This window comes from Mycolicibacterium aichiense (assembly GCF_010726245.1).
Taxonomy (GTDB): domain Bacteria; phylum Actinomycetota; class Actinomycetes; order Mycobacteriales; family Mycobacteriaceae; genus Mycobacterium; species Mycobacterium aichiense.
Map to the genome: position 1 here is coordinate 5,064,721 of NZ_AP022561.1, position 18,802 is coordinate 5,083,522.

At 65.9% G+C, this 18,802-nt stretch carries 19 protein-coding genes; 10 read left to right on the top strand and 9 right to left on the bottom strand.

Translation table 11 applies throughout. The features are described 5' to 3' along the window. Positions 1–14: 14 nt before the first annotated feature. The 4 genes from G6N32_RS24455 to G6N32_RS24470 all read left to right on the top strand — a co-directional run bounded on the left by G6N32_RS24455 (position 15) and on the right by G6N32_RS24470 (position 5,278). Positions 15–2,009 carry a prolyl oligopeptidase family serine peptidase gene (locus tag G6N32_RS24455; protein WP_115318530.1) on the top strand — a complete coding sequence of 665 codons (1,995 nt, stop codon included), beginning with the start codon at positions 15–17 and terminating at the stop codon, positions 2,007–2,009. Between the two features lie 70 nt (positions 2,010–2,079). Then, entirely contained in the window at positions 2,080–2,379 is a 300-nt protein-coding gene (locus G6N32_RS24460; RefSeq protein ID WP_115318529.1) for a DUF2563 family protein, read from the top strand. Further along, positions 2,376–3,878, top strand: a complete 1,503-nt coding sequence (locus G6N32_RS24465; RefSeq protein WP_115318528.1) for a putative alpha/beta hydrolase — start codon at positions 2,376–2,378, stop codon at positions 3,876–3,878. The genes G6N32_RS24460 and G6N32_RS24465 overlap by 4 nt, the downstream gene beginning before the upstream one ends. A gap of 692 nt (positions 3,879–4,570) precedes the next feature. After that, positions 4,571–5,278, top strand: coding sequence for a hypothetical protein (locus G6N32_RS24470; RefSeq protein ID WP_115318527.1), 708 nt, complete (start codon positions 4,571–4,573; stop codon positions 5,276–5,278). On the opposite strand, the gene G6N32_RS24475 is transcribed toward G6N32_RS24470, so the two are convergent. Genes G6N32_RS24475 through G6N32_RS24495 form a run of 5 tightly spaced genes read right to left on the bottom strand, consistent with a single transcriptional unit; the run spans position 5,275 to position 8,528 of the window. Then, a complete protein-coding gene (locus G6N32_RS24475) occupies positions 5,275–6,114 on the bottom strand; it encodes a hypothetical protein (RefSeq protein WP_115318526.1) in 840 nt (279 codons plus the stop codon). The two genes, G6N32_RS24470 and G6N32_RS24475, sit on opposite strands and share 4 nt — an antisense overlap. 28 nt (positions 6,115–6,142) lie before the next feature. Then, complete coding sequence (ppk2, locus tag G6N32_RS24480; protein WP_115318525.1) at positions 6,143–7,000, bottom strand: polyphosphate kinase 2; 858 nt, start codon at positions 6,998–7,000, stop codon at positions 6,143–6,145. An 18-nt stretch (positions 7,001–7,018) separates the two neighbouring features. Further along, entirely contained in the window at positions 7,019–7,537 is a 519-nt protein-coding gene (locus G6N32_RS24485; protein WP_115318524.1) for a phosphatase PAP2 family protein, read from the bottom strand. Between the two features lie 44 nt (positions 7,538–7,581). Next, complete coding sequence (locus G6N32_RS24490; RefSeq protein WP_272871117.1) at positions 7,582–8,106, bottom strand: mycothiol transferase; 525 nt, start codon at positions 8,104–8,106, stop codon at positions 7,582–7,584. 11 nt (positions 8,107–8,117) lie between these two features. Continuing rightward, entirely contained in the window at positions 8,118–8,528 is a 411-nt protein-coding gene (locus tag G6N32_RS24495) for a VOC family protein (protein WP_102805252.1), read from the bottom strand. 41 nt (positions 8,529–8,569) lie between these two features. On the opposite strand from G6N32_RS24495, the gene G6N32_RS24500 reads away from it, so the two are divergent. Together G6N32_RS24500 and G6N32_RS24505 are read left to right on the top strand one after the other, a co-directional pair. After that, the gene (locus G6N32_RS24500; RefSeq protein WP_115318523.1) at positions 8,570–10,300 is read left to right on the top strand and encodes an N-acyl-D-amino-acid deacylase family protein; all 1,731 of its coding nucleotides are present in this window, start codon (positions 8,570–8,572) and stop codon (positions 10,298–10,300) included. Continuing rightward, positions 10,297–10,857, top strand: coding sequence for a carboxymuconolactone decarboxylase family protein (locus G6N32_RS24505; protein ID WP_115318522.1), 561 nt, complete (start codon positions 10,297–10,299; stop codon positions 10,855–10,857). The genes G6N32_RS24500 and G6N32_RS24505 overlap by 4 nt, the downstream gene beginning before the upstream one ends. On the opposite strand, the gene G6N32_RS24510 is transcribed toward G6N32_RS24505, so the two are convergent. After that, positions 10,846–11,670 (bottom strand): SDR family NAD(P)-dependent oxidoreductase, encoded by an 825-nt coding sequence (locus G6N32_RS24510; RefSeq protein WP_115318521.1) that lies wholly within the window; start codon positions 11,668–11,670, stop codon positions 10,846–10,848. The two genes, G6N32_RS24505 and G6N32_RS24510, sit on opposite strands and share 12 nt — an antisense overlap. A 73-nt stretch (positions 11,671–11,743) precedes the next feature. Here G6N32_RS24510 and G6N32_RS24515 point away from each other — a divergent pair, with 73 nt between their 5' ends. Continuing rightward, positions 11,744–12,112, top strand: coding sequence for a pyridoxamine 5'-phosphate oxidase family protein (locus tag G6N32_RS24515; protein ID WP_115318520.1), 369 nt, complete (start codon positions 11,744–11,746; stop codon positions 12,110–12,112). A gap of 65 nt (positions 12,113–12,177) precedes the next feature. On the opposite strand, the gene G6N32_RS24520 is transcribed toward G6N32_RS24515, so the two are convergent. From G6N32_RS24520 to G6N32_RS24530, 3 genes are all read right to left on the bottom strand, one after another. After that, positions 12,178–13,011, bottom strand: a complete 834-nt coding sequence (locus G6N32_RS24520; RefSeq protein WP_115319044.1) for a DUF559 domain-containing protein — start codon at positions 13,009–13,011, stop codon at positions 12,178–12,180. Between the two features lie 140 nt (positions 13,012–13,151). Beyond that, positions 13,152–14,777, bottom strand: coding sequence for a chaperonin GroEL (groL, locus tag G6N32_RS24525; RefSeq protein WP_115318519.1), 1,626 nt, complete (start codon positions 14,775–14,777; stop codon positions 13,152–13,154). A gap of 189 nt (positions 14,778–14,966) precedes the next feature. Then, positions 14,967–15,524 carry a TetR/AcrR family transcriptional regulator gene (locus G6N32_RS24530; RefSeq protein WP_115318518.1) on the bottom strand — a complete coding sequence of 186 codons (558 nt, stop codon included), beginning with the start codon at positions 15,522–15,524 and terminating at the stop codon, positions 14,967–14,969. Positions 15,525–15,626: 102 nt separating this feature from the next. Here G6N32_RS24530 and G6N32_RS24535 point away from each other — a divergent pair, with 102 nt between their 5' ends. From G6N32_RS24535 to G6N32_RS24545, 3 genes are all read left to right on the top strand, one after another. After that, positions 15,627–16,523 (top strand): SDR family NAD(P)-dependent oxidoreductase, encoded by an 897-nt coding sequence (locus tag G6N32_RS24535; protein WP_115318517.1) that lies wholly within the window; start codon positions 15,627–15,629, stop codon positions 16,521–16,523. 16 nt (positions 16,524–16,539) lie between these two features. Next, positions 16,540–17,028, top strand: coding sequence for a cupin domain-containing protein (locus tag G6N32_RS24540; protein WP_115318516.1), 489 nt, complete (start codon positions 16,540–16,542; stop codon positions 17,026–17,028). A 74-nt stretch (positions 17,029–17,102) separates the two neighbouring features. Beyond that, the gene (locus G6N32_RS24545; protein WP_115318515.1) at positions 17,103–18,797 is read left to right on the top strand and encodes a DEAD/DEAH box helicase; all 1,695 of its coding nucleotides are present in this window, start codon (positions 17,103–17,105) and stop codon (positions 18,795–18,797) included. Positions 18,798–18,802 lie beyond the last annotated feature (5 nt).

Consider the following 18,802-nt stretch of genomic DNA (forward strand, 5'->3'; position numbering starts at 1 on the left):
GCAGAATAGAGGGCATGGCCGAAGACGACCCTTACCTGTGGCTCGAAGAAATCGCCGGTGAAGACCAGCTCGCATGGGTGCGCAAGCACAACGATCCGACCGTCGCCGAGTTCAGCGACGAGAGGTTCGAGGAGATGCGCGCCGAGGCGCTCGAGGTTCTCGACACCGACGCGCGGATTCCATACGTGCGCCGGCGCGGTGAGTATCTCTACAACTTCTGGCGCGACGCCGAGAACCCAAGGGGGCTGTGGCAGCGGACCACGCTGGAGAGCTACCTCACCGAGGAACCCGACTGGGACGTGGTCATCGACGTCGACGCTCTTGCCGCCGCCGACGGTGAGAAGTGGGTGTGGGCGGGCGCGGACGTCATCGAGCCGGACTACACACGGGCGCTGGTCAGTCTGTCACCGGGCGGCTCGGACGCGGCGATTGTACGCGAATTCGACATGATCACACGACAATTCGTCGCTGACGGGTTCACATTGCCGGAAGCGAAGTCGCAGGTGTCGTGGGAGGACCACGACACGGTCTTGGTGGGAACCGACTTCGGACCCGATTCGATGACCGAGTCCGGCTATCCGCGGGTGGTCAAGCGGTGGCGACGCGGCCAGCCGCTGACCGAGGCGGAGACAGTGTTCACCGGACCGGTCACCGACGTGATCGTCGGGGCCTCGGCCGACCGCACACCCGGATATGAGCGCACGATGCTGCACCGTGCGATCGACTTTTTCAATGACGAGGTGTACGAGCTTCGCGGCGGCGAGCTGATTCGCATTGACGCCCCGACCGATGCCAGCGTGTCGGTGCACCGTGAGTGGCTGCTGATCGAACTGCGCAGCGACTGGGACACCGGCAGCGCGTCATACCGCGCCGGGTCGCTGCTCGCCGCCGGGTACGACGAATTCCTCGCGGGGACAGCAGAATTAGCGGTTGTATTCGAACCTGACGAGCATCCCAGCCTGCACCAATACTCGTGGACTCTCGATCGCCTGCTGCTGGTCAGTCTGGTCGACGTCGCCAGTCGGGTCGAGATCGTGACACCGGGATCCTGGACCCGTGAACCCGTCGCGGGCGTCGGGGACAACACCGTCATCGTTGCCACCGATCCAGACGGCGACGAAATCTTCTTGGATTCCAGCGATTTCATCACGCCGTCGCGACTGCTGCACGGCACGGCGGGCGGCGAGCTCACCGAGATCAAGCGGGCGCCATCGTTCTTCGACGCCGCCGACCTTGAGGTGTCCCAGCACTTCGCCACCTCCGACGACGGCACCGCCATCCCCTACTTCGTCGTTGGGCACAAGCACGACGGGGCGCCGGGCCCGACGCTGCTGGGCGGCTACGGCGGATTCGAGGTGTCACGGACTCCCGGCTACGACGGGGTGCTGGGGCGGCTGTGGCTGTCGCGGGGCGGGACGTATGTGTTGGCGAACATCCGCGGCGGCGGAGAGTACGGGCCGGGCTGGCACACCCAGGCCATGCGCGAGGGCCGGCACAAGGTAGCCGAGGACTTCGCAGCGGTGGCAAGCGATCTCGTCGCCCGCGGTATTACCACCGTCGAACAGCTGGGTGCACAGGGTGGCAGCAACGGCGGCCTGCTGATGGGCATCATGTTGACCAAGTACCCGCAGCTTTTCGGTGCGCTGGTGTGCCAGGTGCCGCTGCTGGACATGAAGCGGTTCCATCTGCTGCTGGCCGGCGCGTCGTGGGTGGCGGAGTACGGCGATCCGGACGAGCCCGAGGACTGGGCATTCATCTCGGAGTACTCGCCCTACCAGAACATTTCGCCCGACAAGCGGTATCCCCCCGTGCTGATCACCACGTCGACGCGCGACGATCGGGTGCACCCCGGCCACGCCCGTAAGATGACGGCCGCGTTGGAGGCTGCCGGGCATCCGGTCTGGTACTACGAGAACATCGAGGGCGGCCACGCCGGGGCGGCGGACAATGCGCAAACGGCGTTCAAGTCGGCGCTGAGCTACTCGTTCCTGCACCGGATGCTGGGCTGATTGGGTGAGTTGACCAGCGTGGACTATCGAGTACCCTCAAGCTAACAGCTAACTCACTAGGGGGTGTCCGGTGCAGGTCGATGTCGATGAGATGCGCTCCGGGGCGAACCGGTCCTACAACGCTGCGTCCTTTGCGATGGAGGGCGCTGACCAGCTCAGTCGGGCAACAGTCGGCGCCGGCATTTTCGGCAGTTTCGCTGCTGCCGAGTCATTTCACGGCGCACTCTCCGATGCGCACAGCAACCACATCCAGCGGCTACGCGATCACGAAAACCGGCTTGGGGTCCTCGGCGACAAGGGCCATAAGACGGCTTCAGTGTTCGTGGAGATGGAGGAACGCAATGCCGAGGCCCTGCGTTCGGTGCTGTGACCGAATATCCGAGCCTCAAGCACATCAGCATCGGCGCCCTCATCGGTGAGGCCGGCGGCGATCCGTGGCAGGTAGACCAGACCCTGCAAAGTGGGGACCCGGGGGCGATCAACGACCTCGGCCGGGCGTTCTACAGCGCGGGCGCCTGTACAGCCGAGACGTACTCGGAGTTCGCACAGGCACAGCAGCGATTTCAAGCTTCGTGGAACCGCGAGAACGGCGAACATCCGATCAATGACAGCGCCGAGGTTCAACGCGCTACGACCCGGCTGATGGTCCAGCGTGACCAACTGCCGGCCATCGGCGTGGACCTGTCGAACATCGCGGCAACTCTCGCTGAGACACAGCGCTTTTCAGGCATGCAAGTGGAGAACCTCAACACCCAGTTGCACTACATCGACGCACTCATCGATCAAGCGCTGGCGCACGACCAGGACACCTCCGCGCTAGAGGACAACGCGATCACCGTGACCTCCGGGGTGCTACACCAAGTCGAGGCCCTGCGCGACGACTACGGTACGAAGTTGAATGCGACCTTGACCGACCTGCGTGCCGAGCACGGCTACGATCCCGCGCCGATTGAGGACGTCGACGGTGACGGGGAGCCCGGAGCCGAGCAGCGGGGCCGCGAATCCACCGACTACTACGACGCGAATCAGCGCGCCAAAGACGAGGCGTTGGTCAACAGCGACGGCCCGATGACACCGGAAAAGGCGGACGCCGCAGCACGTTTGCGCGACTTCGCCACTGCGACGAATCCCAGCGCGGACGCGGACGCTCGTCGGTTGGCCGGTGAACGGCTCGATGATTTCCGGATGGCTCACTTCACGGGGCCATTGCCGACCGACCCGATGGTTGGAGGCGACGCAAGAAGCCGAGCACGGACGCGTCTCGAGTGGCAACAGAAGCTGGAGCAAGGGGCGTTCGGCACGAACCCGCTGACACCCGACCAAGTGACGCAACTGCTCGATGACAGTGAGCAGCATGGACGGGTCCTGGTCACTCAGCGAGCTCTCGACATGCTTCAGCGCGAGGGCGTATCAAAGGAAGGTGCGGAGGCCTTGATTTCCAAGGCCTCCAGCGGCATACCCTGGAACGAGCTTGTCCAGCAGAACACCGATCTCATGAGCGGGTTTTCCGCCGGAGTTGGTGGATACGCCAAAGGCCTGCCGGTAAACGCGCATGACTTCGACAGAATGTCACTCTCAGATGTGAAGGCCATCTCAGAGTTCGGCAAGTACACAGGTCGAGCCGCCACAATATTCGACGCCGTACTGACGTACGAGGACATCAAGCACGGCAAGCCTGCAGGGCAGGCGATCGGAGAATTCGCGGGCGGCACTGCACTGGGCGGTTTGGGTGCCTGGGGCACCGCGATCGCGGTTTCGTCCGTCGCTGGTCCCGAGGCTACCTTTGCGGCTGCTCTGGTGGCCGGTATAGCGACCGGCGAACTTGGTAAATGGATTGGAGGTGCAACGGGTGGACTATTCGACAAGTGAGCCCATTTCCGCGACCGCGGCCCATTTTCCTGCTTGGTCAACTGTATTGTTCGTGGTCGCACTTGTACTCATACTTGCGACTACAGCAGGCATCGCCCGCGCAGATTCTGTTGAGGCCAAGAGACTTGTCTACTGGTTGGGCTGGATTTCAGCGGTCGCGTGCGCAGCGGTGTCGTTACTACCACTTGGCCTAAAGACGACCGTCATCACCTTCGTGGGCTTCTCATTCGCGGTGGTCTTCTGGGCCTGGCTCACCACTCCGTACTTGAAGATCGGCCGGCGGACCTTCGCGTTGACGTTGACGGACAGAAGTTCAGGTCAAGACCCAGATTCCGGCGAGGGCGCACCCGCTCAGCTGTCAGCCAACCACTATCCCGGTCCAGTAACGGCAGGAACAGTCTGGTGGATCTTCGCCATCCTCACGACAGCCGCTGGCGTCGGCGTTTACCTCGGAGGCTGGCGATGGCAGACGATGGCCGTTGCAGTCGTACTCACTGCGCTCGGGGCCATCTCGGGACTCGATGATGCGTCTCGCGGACTGGGCCCAGCCCGGGGCCAGCGCGTTCAAGCAGCTGTGATCGTCGTAGCCTCGATTCTGCTGTGGCTGGCCCCGATTGCCGCGTACGCACTCGGTTACGCCGTCGGGCTCCGACACCCTACTGGCAGAGGCAGCGGCACCCATTCCGTCGACCATGACTCTTGAAACCTGGTCGCACTGGCTTTTTATCGCCGGGGCAGCACTGCTCGTCGGCGCCTGGCTCGGCACCGCGTTCGTCAAAGACCGTCAGTATGAGCGTTGGGTGTATTGGTTCGGCTCGCTGCTCGGCGGCGCCTTCATCTCCTTGAGCTTGGCAGGCCGGGGATGGAAAGTTGTTGTGGCCGCGGCACTCTGCATCGCTTTTGTCACCGTCCTGCACGCGTACTTCAAGACGTCCTACATCAGGATCCGCGGACGCAACCACGCCTTCTCGATGCAGGACAGCGCTCCCGATCCCTCTGAGATCGATCCCGACGAGCCACCGTCGATGCCACCACGGGACAGCTATCCCGGTCGCATCACCGCGTCCAAAACATGGTGGCTGTTCGTTGCGATAGTTGCGTTCTTCGGTCTCGGAGGCGCGTTAGCGGGGTGGGACGCGAAGACCCTGCCGGCCGCTGGGCTGATTTGCCTGGGAGCCCTCGTCTCCGGGATCGACGATGCGACACGCAAACTGCCGAAGGCGCGAGGCCAGAACACACAAGCCATCGTTGCTGCGGCACTGTCGGTTTCGATGGCGTTCCTGCCACCGATCCTCTACCTCATCGGCTATCGAATCGGCACCATCCGCCCCATGGGATACGGCTTACGCGACCCCGTTGCCCGGCATTACCGCGCAGAGGACGACGAGCCGTCCGACTAATTCGTCTTGGCCAGGCTCACCAGGAGCGAGACGATCACCCCGATGATGACGAGCCCGCCCCCGACAATCAAAGTGATATTCAGCCACTGATGCATGCTGTCCTGCGCGGTGCCGATCATCACCTCGGCTATCCGCCGGATGTCACCGGACGAGTTGTTCAACACCGCATCCAGGCGTCTGCGGCCGAATTCGATTGCCGCCCAACCGGAAGCCCCCACCAGCAGAGCTGACACCCCGAGCCCCACAAGCATCTTGCCGCGACTGCGAGCCACGAAAAGGGTGAGCAGCGCGAACATCCCGGCCACCACAGCCGCACCGACACTCACCCACGGGCCGAAGGTCGCGACCGGACGCAACGCACCGGGCCGTAACGCCGCAGGTGCGTTGTCGGTCAACGGGATTGGTATCGAGGACGGCAAGGTGACGTTGTAGTCGCTGAGCGTCTCTTTGAACGCGGCGTCCGACAGCATCGGCGCGGCGTCGATCACCCACCGGCCTTGCGAATCGACACTCGAGCGGACCCGGTCGGTGAACAACCAGCGGTGCGCGAAGCGATTCGCCTGCGCGAACTGTCCCGGGAAGGTCGAACTCGCGGTGTAGGCAGCCGCAACCAGACTCACGGTTCCGGTGTTCACGCCGGTACCCAATCGACCCACCTGCGAGGTCAGCTCCGAGGCCATCGCCGACTGCAGTCCGGGATCGGCCGCCGCCCTCTGCGCCAGCGCCGCGTAGCCGTCCTCGTCGACCAGGTGCTGCTGCACCCAGGCCGCAGGCAAGGCGACCGCCAACAAGAGCGTCGTGACGAGCCACATCAGTAGCGTCGTCGCGAACCGCACGCGTCCTCCTCTGCGGGGACGCGACGCCTCAGTCGGAGTGAGTTGCGCGGCCCACGATCAAGGGGTCGGGCTGGCCGACCACCTCATGGTCTTTGTTGTCGTAGTTGAACTTACTCAGCACATGGCGCATCGCGTTGATCCGCGCGCGTTTCTTGTCGTTGCTCTTGATGACCGTCCACGGCGCGATCTCAGTGTCCGTCCAGGCGAACATGTCTTCCTTGGCCGAGGTGTACTCGTGCCATTTGTCCAGCGACGCCAGGTCCGTCGGCGATAGTTTCCACTGGCGGACCGGATCGACCTGGCGGATGGTGAACCGGGTGCGCTGCTCGCTCGAGGACACCGAGAACCACAGCTTGGTCAGGCTGATCCCGTCGTTGACCAGCATCTGCTCGAACAACGGGGCCTGCCGGATGAACTCGGCGTGCTGCTTGGGCGTGCAGTACCCCATCACCCGTTCCACCCCGGCGCGGTTGTACCAGGACCGGTCGAACATCACGATCTCGCCAGCCGCGGGCAGGTGGTTGACGTAGCGCTGGAAGTACCACTGAGTGCGTTCCTTCTCGGTGGGCTTCTCCAGCGCCACCACCCGAGCGCCCCTGGGGTTGAGGTGCTCCATGAAGCGCTTGATGGTGCCGCCCTTGCCGGCTGCATCGCGCCCCTCGAACACCAGGACGTGCCGCAGCCCGTTCGTCTGGCTCCACTTCTGCAGCTTCAGCAGCTCGATCTGCAGGAGCCGCTTCTGCTCCTCGTACTCGTTGCGCGACATCCGATGTTCGTACGGATAGTTCTCCCGCCAGGTGTCGACGGCCAAACCGGCGGCGTCGAGCAGCACCGGGTCGTCATCGTCGTCGTCGAAAACCGTGTAGCCGTGGCTGTCTAGTGACACGCGCGGAAATTAGCAGCGTCAAGGAAACCGGGGGTGACGCCGGGGTGAACGGCGGTTCCAGCCGACGAGCGCGGCGGCCAGGCAGGCGATCACGCTGCCCAGCAGGAGCCCGCCGACGGCGTCGGTGAAGTAGTGATAGGTCACCGCCTGACCGACCATCCCGAGCAGCACCCAGACGACAGCGACCGCCACGACATACAGCTGCGCACCCACCACAAGAAGCACCATGCCGAGCACCACCACCATCAGCGTGGTGTGGCCGCTCGGGTAGGCGAGCCCGCCACCCTTCTGCCGACCGAACATCTCCTTGAAGAGGCGCGAAAGCCAGATGGCCGCAACAGGACTCACTACGACCGCGGCGACCAGGGGCCACTGGCGCCGATAGACGGCCAACGCCAGCGCGCCGACCAGAATCACCGAAATCGTGCGCTGATCGGTGAAGAACAGCAGTCGTCCCAGCCAGCTGCCGTGGGCTTGCTGGAACCAGTCGTCGACCGCGGTCGAGCCCATCCCGACAGCCCAACCGAGCAGCGCCATCACGGCCAGCCCGACCGGCGGCCACCACCGGACCGCGGTAGTGATCAGCGGGCGATGCCCCGCACGTACGCCGCCTGACCCAGATGCTGGGCGCAGTCGTCGATGATGCTGACCAACCGCATGCTTGCCGTTACCGGCGGAGTCCAGTTCTTGTCGACCACGCGGGCGAGTTCCTCGGTGGTGACGCTGGCGATGTACTCCAGGGTGACCTTGTGCACGGCGTGGTAGTAGCCGGCCAGTAGGTCGGCGGGCACCCGTACCTTGCCGACCTCCTCGGGGGTGTGGCCATAGCCGTGCGCGTCGCGGGGCAGGTCCAGGTCGAAGCGGTCCACCCATCCGCCGCTGAACCACACCTGCTCGGTTCCGGCGATATCAGCGAGCTGCGCGTCCTGGATCCGAGCGCTGTGCCACACCAGCCACGCGATGCTGTTGGCCGTCGAGGTCGGCCGGAAGAACGAGAGTTCCTCGGTCAGATCGTCGGTGATGTCCTGGACGTGCTCGATGATGCGGGTGAACGAGTCCCGCAGGAGTTCGCGGGCGGCATCTGCGTCGGACAGTGAGTCGGCCATAACGTCAGACGCTACGCGGAGTTCGTCGGGGTCTGGGCCTCAGGCTGGGCGCCGTGGAAGACCGCTTCGACGTTGTTGCCCTCGGGGTCGCGAACGAAGGCGCCGTAATAGCCGGGGTGGTACTCGGGCCATAGTCGCGGCTCGTGCAGCGGCTCGACGCCGAGCGCCAGGGCGGTGTGGAAGAACGCCTGGACCGATTCGGCGTCCTTGGCCGCGAAGGCGATGTGCACCTCCCGGTTGGGTCCGGTGGCGTCACCGGCGGACGCGTCGGCGATCCAGAACGAGGGCTTGCCGTCGGTGCCGTAACCGATGGCCTCACCGAAATCCATCACCCGGTGGTAGCCCAAGACGTGCAGCACCTTGTCGTAGAACTCCTGGGATTCGGCGTAGTTGTCACAGTTGATTCCGAAATGATCGATCACACCTCCATCGTGACAGGGGGTTGCGACGTAATGTCGTCGGTATGAGCTATGACCTGGTCATCCGCAACGGAACGATCGTCGACGGGCTGGGCGGGGAGCCCTACCCCGGCGACGTCGCGGTGTCCGACGGCGTCATCGCCGCGGTGGGCACCGTCCCCGAGAAGGGTGAGCGCGAGATCGACGCCACCGGCCTCCTCGTCACCCCCGGGTTCGTCGACCTGCACACCCATTACGACGGGCAGGCGATCTGGTCGGATCGGATGACGCCGTCCTCGGCTCACGGGGTGACCACCGCCGTCATGGGTAACTGCGGCGTCGGCTTCGCGCCCTGTCGCCCAGAAGACCACGACACGCTCGTCGACGTCATGGCCGGTGTCGAGGACATCCCCGGCGTCGTGATGGTCGACGGACTGCCGTGGACCTGGGAGACCTTCCCGGAATTCCTCGACGCACTGGATTCCCGACAGCGAGACATCGACGTCGCGGCGTTCCTGCCGCACTCCCCGCTGCGGGTGTACGTGATGGGCGAGCGCGGCGTCAACCGCGAGCTGCCCACGCCCGAGGACCTGGCGATGATGCGCAAGCTGGCCGAGGAGGCTATTCGCGCGGGCGCGCTGGGCTTCGCCTCGTCACGCCTAACCCTGCATAAAACATCTGGTGGCCAACCGATTCCGAGCTACGAGGCGCAGTACGAGGAGATCGAGGCGATCGCTCGGGGTGTCGACGACGCCGGCGGCGGACTGCTGCAGTTCGTGCCAGATCTGATGGCCGGCGACTACGAGGGTGCACTCAGCGCGGTGTTCGACGTCGCCTCCGACGTAGGGCTGCCGGTGACCTTCACGCTCGCGATCGGCAACGCGGGCCCGCCGATTCACCTCGACGCACTGCGGATGGTCGAGAAGGCCAACGCCAATGGCGGCGACGTCACGGGACAGATCTTCCCGCGACCGATCGGCCTGGTTCTCGGTCTGGACCTGTCCGGCAACCCGTTCGTCATGTACCCGGCATACCGGGAGATCGCCGATCTGCCGCTGGCCGAGCGCGTCGCCGAGATGCGCAAACCCGAAGTGCGCGAACGCATCCTGAACGACAAGCCGGCCAGCGACGGCCACCCGCTGATGTTCGCCGCGCAGGCGTGGAACTACATGTTCCCGCTCGGTGATCCGCCGAATTATGAACCGTCGCCGGAGGATTCGATCGGCGCACGGGCCGCCGCACGCGGCGTCAGCCCGCTCGAGGAGGCCTACGACCGGCTGCTCGACGACGACGGTCACGCCATGCTGCTGGTGACGCTGGCCAACTTCCGGGACAACTCACTGGACACGGTGGCCGAACTGATCCAGCGCGACGATGTCGTCCTGGGCCTGGGCGACGGCGGCGCACACTACGGAATGATCTGCGACGCAAGCTTTCCCACCTACATGCTGACGCACTGGGTGCGCGACAGGCCGTCGGGTCGACTGTCGGTGCAACGAGTGATCCAGGAGCTGACATCGGTGCCTGCCCGCATCGCGGGGCTGGCCGACCGCGGCCGGCTGGCAGTGGGCTACAAAGCCGACGTCAATGTGATCGACGCCGATGCGCTGCGGCTGCACCAGCCCACCGTCAAGGCCGACCTACCCGCGGGCGGGCGGCGGCTCGACCAGACCGCGGACGGCTATGTCGCGACGATCGTCGCCGGTGAGGTGATCTCGGAGAACGGGGTGCCGACGTCGGCGCTGCCGGGCAAGCTGATCCGCGGACGGCAAGCGGCTCCCGCACCCGCCCTGTGAGCCGGGTAGCGCCGCTGGCTCAACCGTGGAGTGACGCCGACGCCGCCGACATCGGGAGTTGGGGCCATCCCGATCGCACCTACGAGCCGTTGCTGCTGGTGCGGTGTCTGCAGCGGCACCCCGACATGGCGCGCAAGCTGCGCAAGATGGGTGAGTCCCTCTACGTCGACACCCGGTTGCCACCGCGCGTCCGCACGATCGCGATCCTGCGGATTTGCGGGCTGGTGCGCTGCGCCTACGAGTGGGGCGGGCAGGCCGCGTTTTGGGGACCGATCGCCGGGGTGTCCGGTGAGGAGGCCGATGCACTGGCGGTCGGTCCTGCTGACGACGCGCGCTGGAGCGCTGCGGAGCGGGTGCTCATCGAGGCCGTCGACGAGCTGGAGCGCACCGGCTCGTGGTCGGCGTCCACCTGGGCTGCGCTGGGTGAGAGCTTCGACGACGAGCAGCGAATGGAACTGTTGATCGCCGTCGGCTGGTACCGGACCGTGTGCACGCTGTGCAACGGGCTCGACCTGCCGGTCGAGGGCTGGATGCGGCCGTGGCCGTCAGCGCCGTGATGCGTCGCGCTTGAGCGCGGGGTGGCTCTTGCTCAGCAGCGGCAGCAGCACACGATGCGGCAGTGCCTGGAAGATCCGGGTGCTGATCACGTTCTGAATGCCTGCGATGACGTCGCCGCGGTCGCCGGCCAGCGCGTCGATGCCGATCTTCGCGACGGTCCGCGACGGCATCCACATGAATTTCGGGAAGGCGTCGGCGAATTCGCGTTCGTCCATCCCGGCGGCGCTGAGGAATTCGGTGCGCACCGGGCCGGGGTGTAGGACCGCAGCGGTCACACCGGTGCCGGCGAGCTCGCCGCGCAGCCCGGCGGTGAAGCTGCGGACGAAGGCTTTGGTGGCGGCGTAGCCGGCCTGGCCCGGGAACGGTTGGAAGCCTGCGGTCGAACCGACGTTGAGGATCGCACCGCGGCCGCGCGGCACCATCTGCTGGACAGCGCGTGAGGTGAGGTCGATGACGGCTTCGACGTTGACGCGTACCTGAGCGATCTCGTCCGCGACGGGTGCGGTGGCGACCGATCCGACCACGCCGATGCCGGCGTTGTTGACCAGAATGTCGACGGTCAGGCCTCGTCGCTCGACCTCGTCGAAAAGGGTGGCACGGGCGTCAGCGTCGGCGACGTCACACGCGATGACCTCGACGCGGACCTTGTCGTGCAGTTCGGCGGCCAATTCTCTGAGCTTGTCCTCGCGGCGGGCGACGAGGGTGACCCCGTGCCCGCGGGCGGCGAGTTCTCTGGCGAGGTCTGCGCCGATGCCGGAGGAAGCGCCGGTGACGACGGCGGTGGACGTGGGAGACGGCGTAGGCAGCGGCATTTCGTTGGCAACCCTAGGGCACCGCGGCGGTATTCCCCGGGTTTCGGCGGATCGGCGGCAGTATCGTCGCCCCATGAGCGTCAAGGTGGATCTCGATCAGCTCGCCGGCACGCTGGACGACTACCCGTTCGGCTACCTGATCACCGTGAGCGACGAGCACCGCGCGCACACCGTGGCAGTGGACCCTCGGCTCGTCGCGGGCGTGCTCGACATCGGTTCGGTGGGTAACAGCACGCGGCGCAACGCGCTGGCGCACCCCGATGTCACGATGGTGTGGCCGCCGCGAGAGCCGGGTGGGTACAGCTTGATCGTCGACGGCCGCGGCGAGTTCGCCGACGACCGGCTGCGGGTCATCCCGCAGCGAGCGGTGTTGCACCGCCCTGCGGTCCCGGGTGTGGCCACGGCATCCGGCTGCGGCGACGACTGCGTGCCGTTGGGTTGAGCCGCGAGTGTGGGCTTCCTGCACGCAAATCGGCGAATAACCGTGCACAAGGCCCACACTCGCCGCTAAATGAGGCAGCCCGCCGCGCGCAGCTTGCTGGCCACGCGTTCAACGATGATCTCCGGTCGCTTCATCATGTCGGCGCTGACCCGAACAACGACCCACCCGACAGCTTCCAGTTGCGCGATCCGCTCGAGGTCCCAAGCTCGTTGACGACGATTGGTCCAATGCTGGACGCCGTCGTATTCGACGGCGACTTTCCATTCCCGCCAACCCATGTCCACGCGAATGTGCAGATCCCGAAACTCAATCTGTGTTTCCGGACGCGGCAACCCTGCCTCGACGAGCAGCAGTCGCAGCCGGCTCTCCTGCGGGGATTCCGCACCTCCATCAACGAGTCGCAATATCGACCGCAGTCGCGAAACCCCGCGAGCGCTTGGGTGCCGATCAGCCACTGCTCGGATAGCAGCCTGCTCGAGGCCGGTGGCATTCATCAGAGCATCCACAATCGGGATGGCCCGCTGGGGATTCATGTATCGGCCGATATCGAACGCGGTGCGGGCCGCTGTCGTCACCCACATGCTTCTCGTCAGGCACGTCTCATCGGACGCGAGTGCCCACGTGTGGACGACAATGCCGCGCGGGGCATGGCGGTCTGCGCGAATGATCTCCGCTGGCGCCGAAGGATCAAGCCACTTAGTACCGAATGCGGCTGCGGCTGATAGGCCGCATAACGTGGCTCCTGTTGCCAGATATGCGGCCCGCGCACGCAATTGCGCAGTCAGTTCAATGTCGCGGGAAAGGTAAACGTCGCGGTAGATCGCTCTGTGCTTGCGGATAAGCGCACGTCGGGTGACGTCACCGCGGCGCACCGCGGCACTTCCGATGAAGGGTTGCACCTCGACACGATCACAGTCCGCTTCGCGACTGTGGGTGCTGCGCACGGGAATTCACCAAATTCTGTGCATAAAGCCCACACTGGGGATAACGAAAAAGCCCCGGCTCGCCAAGCGAGCCGGGGCTTCTTTCGTACAGGGACTTAGAAGTCCATACCGCCCATGCCACCGGTCGGGTCGCCCGCAGGTGCGGCGGCCTTCTCCGGCTTGTCGGCGACGACGGCCTCCGTGGTGAGGAACAGCGCCGCGATGGACGCCGCGTTCTGCAGCGCCGAGCGGGTGACCTTCACCGGGTCGGCAACGCCGGCCTTGAGCAGGTCTTCGTACTCGCCGGACGCGGCGTTGAGGCCGGTTCCGGAGGGCGAGTTCTGAACCTTCTCGGCGACAACGCCGGGCTCGAGGCCCGCGTTGAAGGCGATCTGCTTCAGCGGAGCCGACAGCGCGACGCGCACGATGTTGGCACCGGTGGCCTCGTCACCGGAGAGCGACAGCTCGTCCAGAGCCGGAGCCGACTGCAGCAGAGCCACGCCACCACCGGCGACGATGCCCTCCTCGACAGCGGCCTTGGCGTTGCGCACGGCATCTTCGATGCGGTGCTTGCGCTCCTTGAGCTCCACCTCGGTGGCAGCTCCGGCCTTGATCACCGCAACACCGCCGGCCAGCTTGGCCAGGCGCTCCTGCAGCTTCTCGCGGTCGTAGTCGGAGTCGCTGTTCTCGATCTCGGCACGGATCTGAGCCACCCGGCCGGCGATGGCGTCGGAATCACCGGCACCCTCGACGATGGTGGTCTCGTCCTTGGTGACGACGATCTTGCGGGCCTGACCCAGCAGCGAGATATCGGCGGTCTCGAGCGAGAGGCCGACCTCCTCGCTGACAACCTGGCCACCGGTCAGGATCGCGATGTCCTGCAGCATGGCCTTGCGGCGGTCACCGAAGCCCGGGGCCTTGACGGCGACGGACTTGAAGGTGCCACGGATCTTGTTGACCACCAGGGTGGACAGGGCTTCGCCCTCGACGTCCTCGGCGATGATCAGCAGCGGCTTGCCCGACTGAATGACCTTCTCCAGCAAGGGAAGCAGGTCCTTGACGGTCGAGACCTTCGACGACACCAGCAGGATGTACGGATCCTCGAGGACCGCTTCCTGACGCTCGGCGTCGGTCACGAAGTAACCCGAGATGTAGCCCTTGTCGAAGCGCATACCCTCGGTGAGCTCGAGCTGCAGGCCGAAGGTGTTCGACTCCTCGACGGTGATGACACCCTCGTTGCCGACCTTGTCCATGGCCTCGGCGATCAGGTCACCGATGGTCTGGTCGCCCGCGGAGATCCCGGCGGTGGCCGCGATCTGGTCCTTGGTCTCGACCTCCTTGGCGCTCTTGAGGAGCGTCTCGGTGATCTTCTCGACGGCCTTCTCGATGCCGCGCTTCAGGCCGAGCGGGTTGGCGCCGGCAGCGACGTTGCGCAGACCTTCGCGAACCAGAGCCTGAGCGAGCACGGTGGCGGTGGTGGTGCCGTCGCCCGCGACATCGTCAGTCTTCTTGGCGACTTCCTTGACCAGCTCAGCGCCGATCTTCTCGTACGGGTCCTCGAGCTCGATCTCCTTGGCGATGGACACACCATCGTTGGTGATCGTGGGGGCGCCCCACTTCTTCTCCAGGACGACGTTGCGACCCTTGGGGCCCAGCGTCACCTTTACCGCGTCGGCGAGGGCGTTCAGGCCCCGCTCGAGGCCGCGGCGGGCCTCTTCGTCGTAAGCAATGATCTTGGACATTGCGAAGTGAATCCTCCGGTTTGGGGATGGCACGTCTTCGGTCGGGTGCAGTGCCCGCGACGGACGGCTGGAGAGTGCTCCGCGTGCGCGGCCCCGGCCTCACCGTCCCGACCTAGCACTCACCGGTCGCGAGTGCCAAACACATTCTTAGCACTCGACCTAGGCGAGTGCAAGAAGTGGATCAGCCGTTCACCCGGCGCGTAAACCGGCCACGATGACGTTGGTGATCCGGTCGGCGACGTCCTCGCCGTATTCCTGGCCGCTCTTGCACACGACCAGCAGTGCCTTCAGTTCGGCGACGCCGACGTCTGCGCGGGCGGCACCCGCCTGCTGCGCCGCCACCAGCATCTCCCCCAGCACCTCGAGAAACTCCGCTTCGGCGCCGGGCGCCGCGGAGTCGAGGTCGATTCCGTACCGCGCCAGCGCCTCGACCATCCCGTGGTCGGCAGCACCGGAGCGCACCGTCTCGCGGAGGAACTCGAACAGTGCGGTGGACGGATCGGCAGCGAGTAGCTCCCGCCCTCGCGCCACGACCAGTCGCACCCGATCGCTGATGACCGCTTCGAACAAGGCTTCCTTGGTCGGGAAGTGCCGGTAGACGGTGCCTGCGCCGACGCCGGCGCGCCGGGCGATCTCATCGATCGGCACGGCCAGCCCCTGCTCGGCGAACACCTCGTAGGCAACCTGCAGCACGCGGGCACGGTTGCGCGCGGCATCGGCACGTAGCGGCCGGCAGCTCAGACCCACCTCACACCTCTCCTGCGTTGACAAAGCGGGGCGCGCGTTCCGTATAGTCGGATAAAACCGGGGCGCACGCTCCGGTTAGCCAGTCTAACCGAGGAGAACTGCATGGCACCCTGGACTTCCGCCGACATCCCGGACCAGACCGGCCGGACGGTCGTCATCACCGGCGCCAACACCGGGCTGGGCTACGAAACCGCCCGCGCGCTGGCAGCCAAAGGCGCGCACGTAGTTCTCGCAGTCCGCAACCTCGACAAGGGCAAGGCCGCCGCAGACCTCGTTGTGCGGCGCTACCCCGGGGCCGACGTCAGCGTGCAGGAGCTCGACCTCACCTCGCTGGCGTCCATCCGTGCCGCCGCCGACGAGCTGCGCGCCCGGCACGACCGCATCGACCTGCTGATCAACAACGCCGGCGTGATGATGACGCCCAAGCAGACCACCCAGGACGGATTCGAGCTGCAGTTCGGCACCAATCACCTGGGCCATTTCGCGTTCACCGGCCTGCTGCTGGACCGGGTGCTCGCTGCGCCGGCCTCGCGGATCGTCACGATCAGCAGCAACGGCCACCGCTTCGGCAGCATTCGCTTCGACGATCTGCAGTCCGAACGCCGCTACGACCGCACCCGCGCCTATGGCCAGTCGAAACTGGCCAACCTGCTGTTCACCTACGAACTGCAGAAGCGTCTTGCCGCGACCGACACCATCGCTGTCGCGGCCCACCCGGGAAGCTCGGCCACCGAACTGGGCCGCAACCTCCCCAAGATCGTCGAGTGGGGTTTCGGACTGACGGTGCAGAGCTCCGAGATGGGCGCACTGCCGCAGCTGCGCGCCGCCACCGACCCGACCGTGCGCGGCGGCCAGTACTACGGACCCGGCGGAGTGCTGCAGATGCGTGGCTATCCGAAGCTCGTCTCCTCCAATCGCCGGTCGCATGACGTCGCGGCGCAGAAGCGGTTGTGGGCGGTGTCCGAAGAGCTGACGGGCGTGGTGTACCCCCTCGGGTGACCGGCACAATGTAGCCATGTCGCTGCACGTGCCGCCCTATCCACCGCCGCGGTACGACGGGGACGGCGAGATCAGCGCCACCCTGCGCAAGGCCGAGACCCCGGCAGACTTCGAAGTCGGCCCGGTCAAGTACACCTACCTGGCCACCGAGAAATCGACCGGCGGCGACTTCGGTCTGTACCGGGTCGACCTCGGTCCCCAGGCGGGTGGCCCCGGGCCGCATTTCCACAAGGCCATGTCGGAGTCCTTCTTCGTGCTGTCCGGCCGGATCCAATTGTTCGACGGCCGCGACTGGACCGTCGGCGAGCAAGGCGACTACCTCTACGTCCCGCCCGGCGGCATCCACGGTTTCGGGAACCAGTCCGACGAACCCGCCGCGATCTTGATGTTGTTTGCTCCCGGTGCACCTCGTGAGTTCTATTTCGAAGGGTTGCCCAAGCTCGGCGAGCTGACCGACGACGAACGCCGCGAGTTCTTCATTCGCAACGACAATTTCTTGGTCTGACGACACGCCGGATCGAAGTGCGCGGGCGGATCTGCTTGCACTAGAGTCCATCTCGACCGAGAGGAGTCCCAGGGGTGCGGGCAGTTGATGCGCCCAGCACCCAGGCGTTACGGGGCTGGCAGCGACGGGCGTTGGTCAAGTATCTGGCCGCCAAGCCGCGCGATTTTCTCGCTGTCGCGACCCCTGGAGCCGGTAAGACCACCTTCGCCCTGCGGATCGTCGCGGAACTCCTCGCCGAGGGCACCGTCGAAGCCGTCACGATCGTCGTCCCGACGGAGCACCTCAAGATCCAGTGGGCGCAGGCCGCCGCACGGCACGGCATTGCGCTCGATCCCAAGTTCTCCAACTCGAATTCGCAGACGTCCGCGGAGTATCACGGCGTCGTGGTCACCTACGCCCAGGTTGCCAGCCACCCCACTCGACACCGGGTGCGCACCGAGAACCGCAAGACGCTCGTCGTCTTCGACGAGATCCACCACGGCGGTGACGCCAAAACCTGGGGCGACGCCATCCGGGAGGCGTTCGACGACGCGACGCGGCGACTGTCGCTGACCGGGACCCCGTTCCGCAGCGACGACAGCCCCATCCCGTTCATCAACTATGAGGTCGGGCCCGACGGCTTCGCCCGATCCCAGGCCGACCACACGTATGGCTACTCCGACGCGCTGGCCGACGGCGTCGTGCGCCCGGTCATGTTCATGGCGTACTCCGGGGAGGCCCGTTGGCGGGACAGTGCCGGTGAGGAGCACGCGGCGCGCCTGGGTGAGCCGCTGACGGCCGAGCAGACCGCGCGGGCGTGGAAGACCGCCCTCAACCCGGCCGGTGAGTGGATGCCCGCGGTGATCGCCGCGGCCGACACCCGGCTGCGCGGGCTCCGCGAACACGTCCCCGACGCCGGCGGCATGATCATCGCCTCCGATCAGACCGCCGCCCGCGCCTACGCCGACCTGCTGCTCAAGATCACCGGCGAAGCACCCACCGTCGTACTCTCCGACGACAAGGGCGCCTCCGATCGCATCTCCCAGTTCTCGGCGAGCACCTCGCGCTGGCTGGTCGCGGTGCGGATGGTGTCCGAAGGTGTCGACGTGCCGCGCCTGGCGGTCGGCGTGTACGCCACCAGCGCCTCGACTCCGCTGTTCTTCGCCCAGGCGATCGGCCGGTTCGTGCGGTCCCGGCGGCCCGGTGAGACCGCGTGCATCTTCTTGCCGTCGGTGCCCAACCTGCTGCTGCTCGCCAGCGAGATGGAAGCTCAGCGCAATCACGTGCTGGGCAAGCCGCACCGGGAGAACCTCGAGGACGATCCGCTCGAGGCGGAGTTGGCCAAGCAGAACCGCGACGAGCCCGACGAGGGCGAGAACAAGATCGAGTACCTCGGCGCCGACGCCGAGCTCGACCAGGTCATCTTCGACGGGTCGTCGTTCGGGACCGCGACGCCGGCAGGCAGTGACGAGGAGGCCGATTACCTCGGCATTCCCGGCCTGCTCGATGCCGAGTCGATGCGAGATCTGTTGCGGCGCAGGCAAGAAGAACAGATCGAAAAGCGCACCGCCAGCGGCGAGGTACCCCGGCTGACCACGCACGGCCAGCTACGGGATCTGCGCCGCGAACTCAACGCCCTGGTGTCGCTGGCGCACCACCGCACCGGCAAGACACACGGACAGATCCACAACGAACTGCGCCGGGTCTGCGGTGGACCACCGGTGGCCGCCGCCACCACCGATCAGCTCAAGGCCCGCATCGAAGCCGTTCGCAGCCTGACCTCGTCGTAAACCGG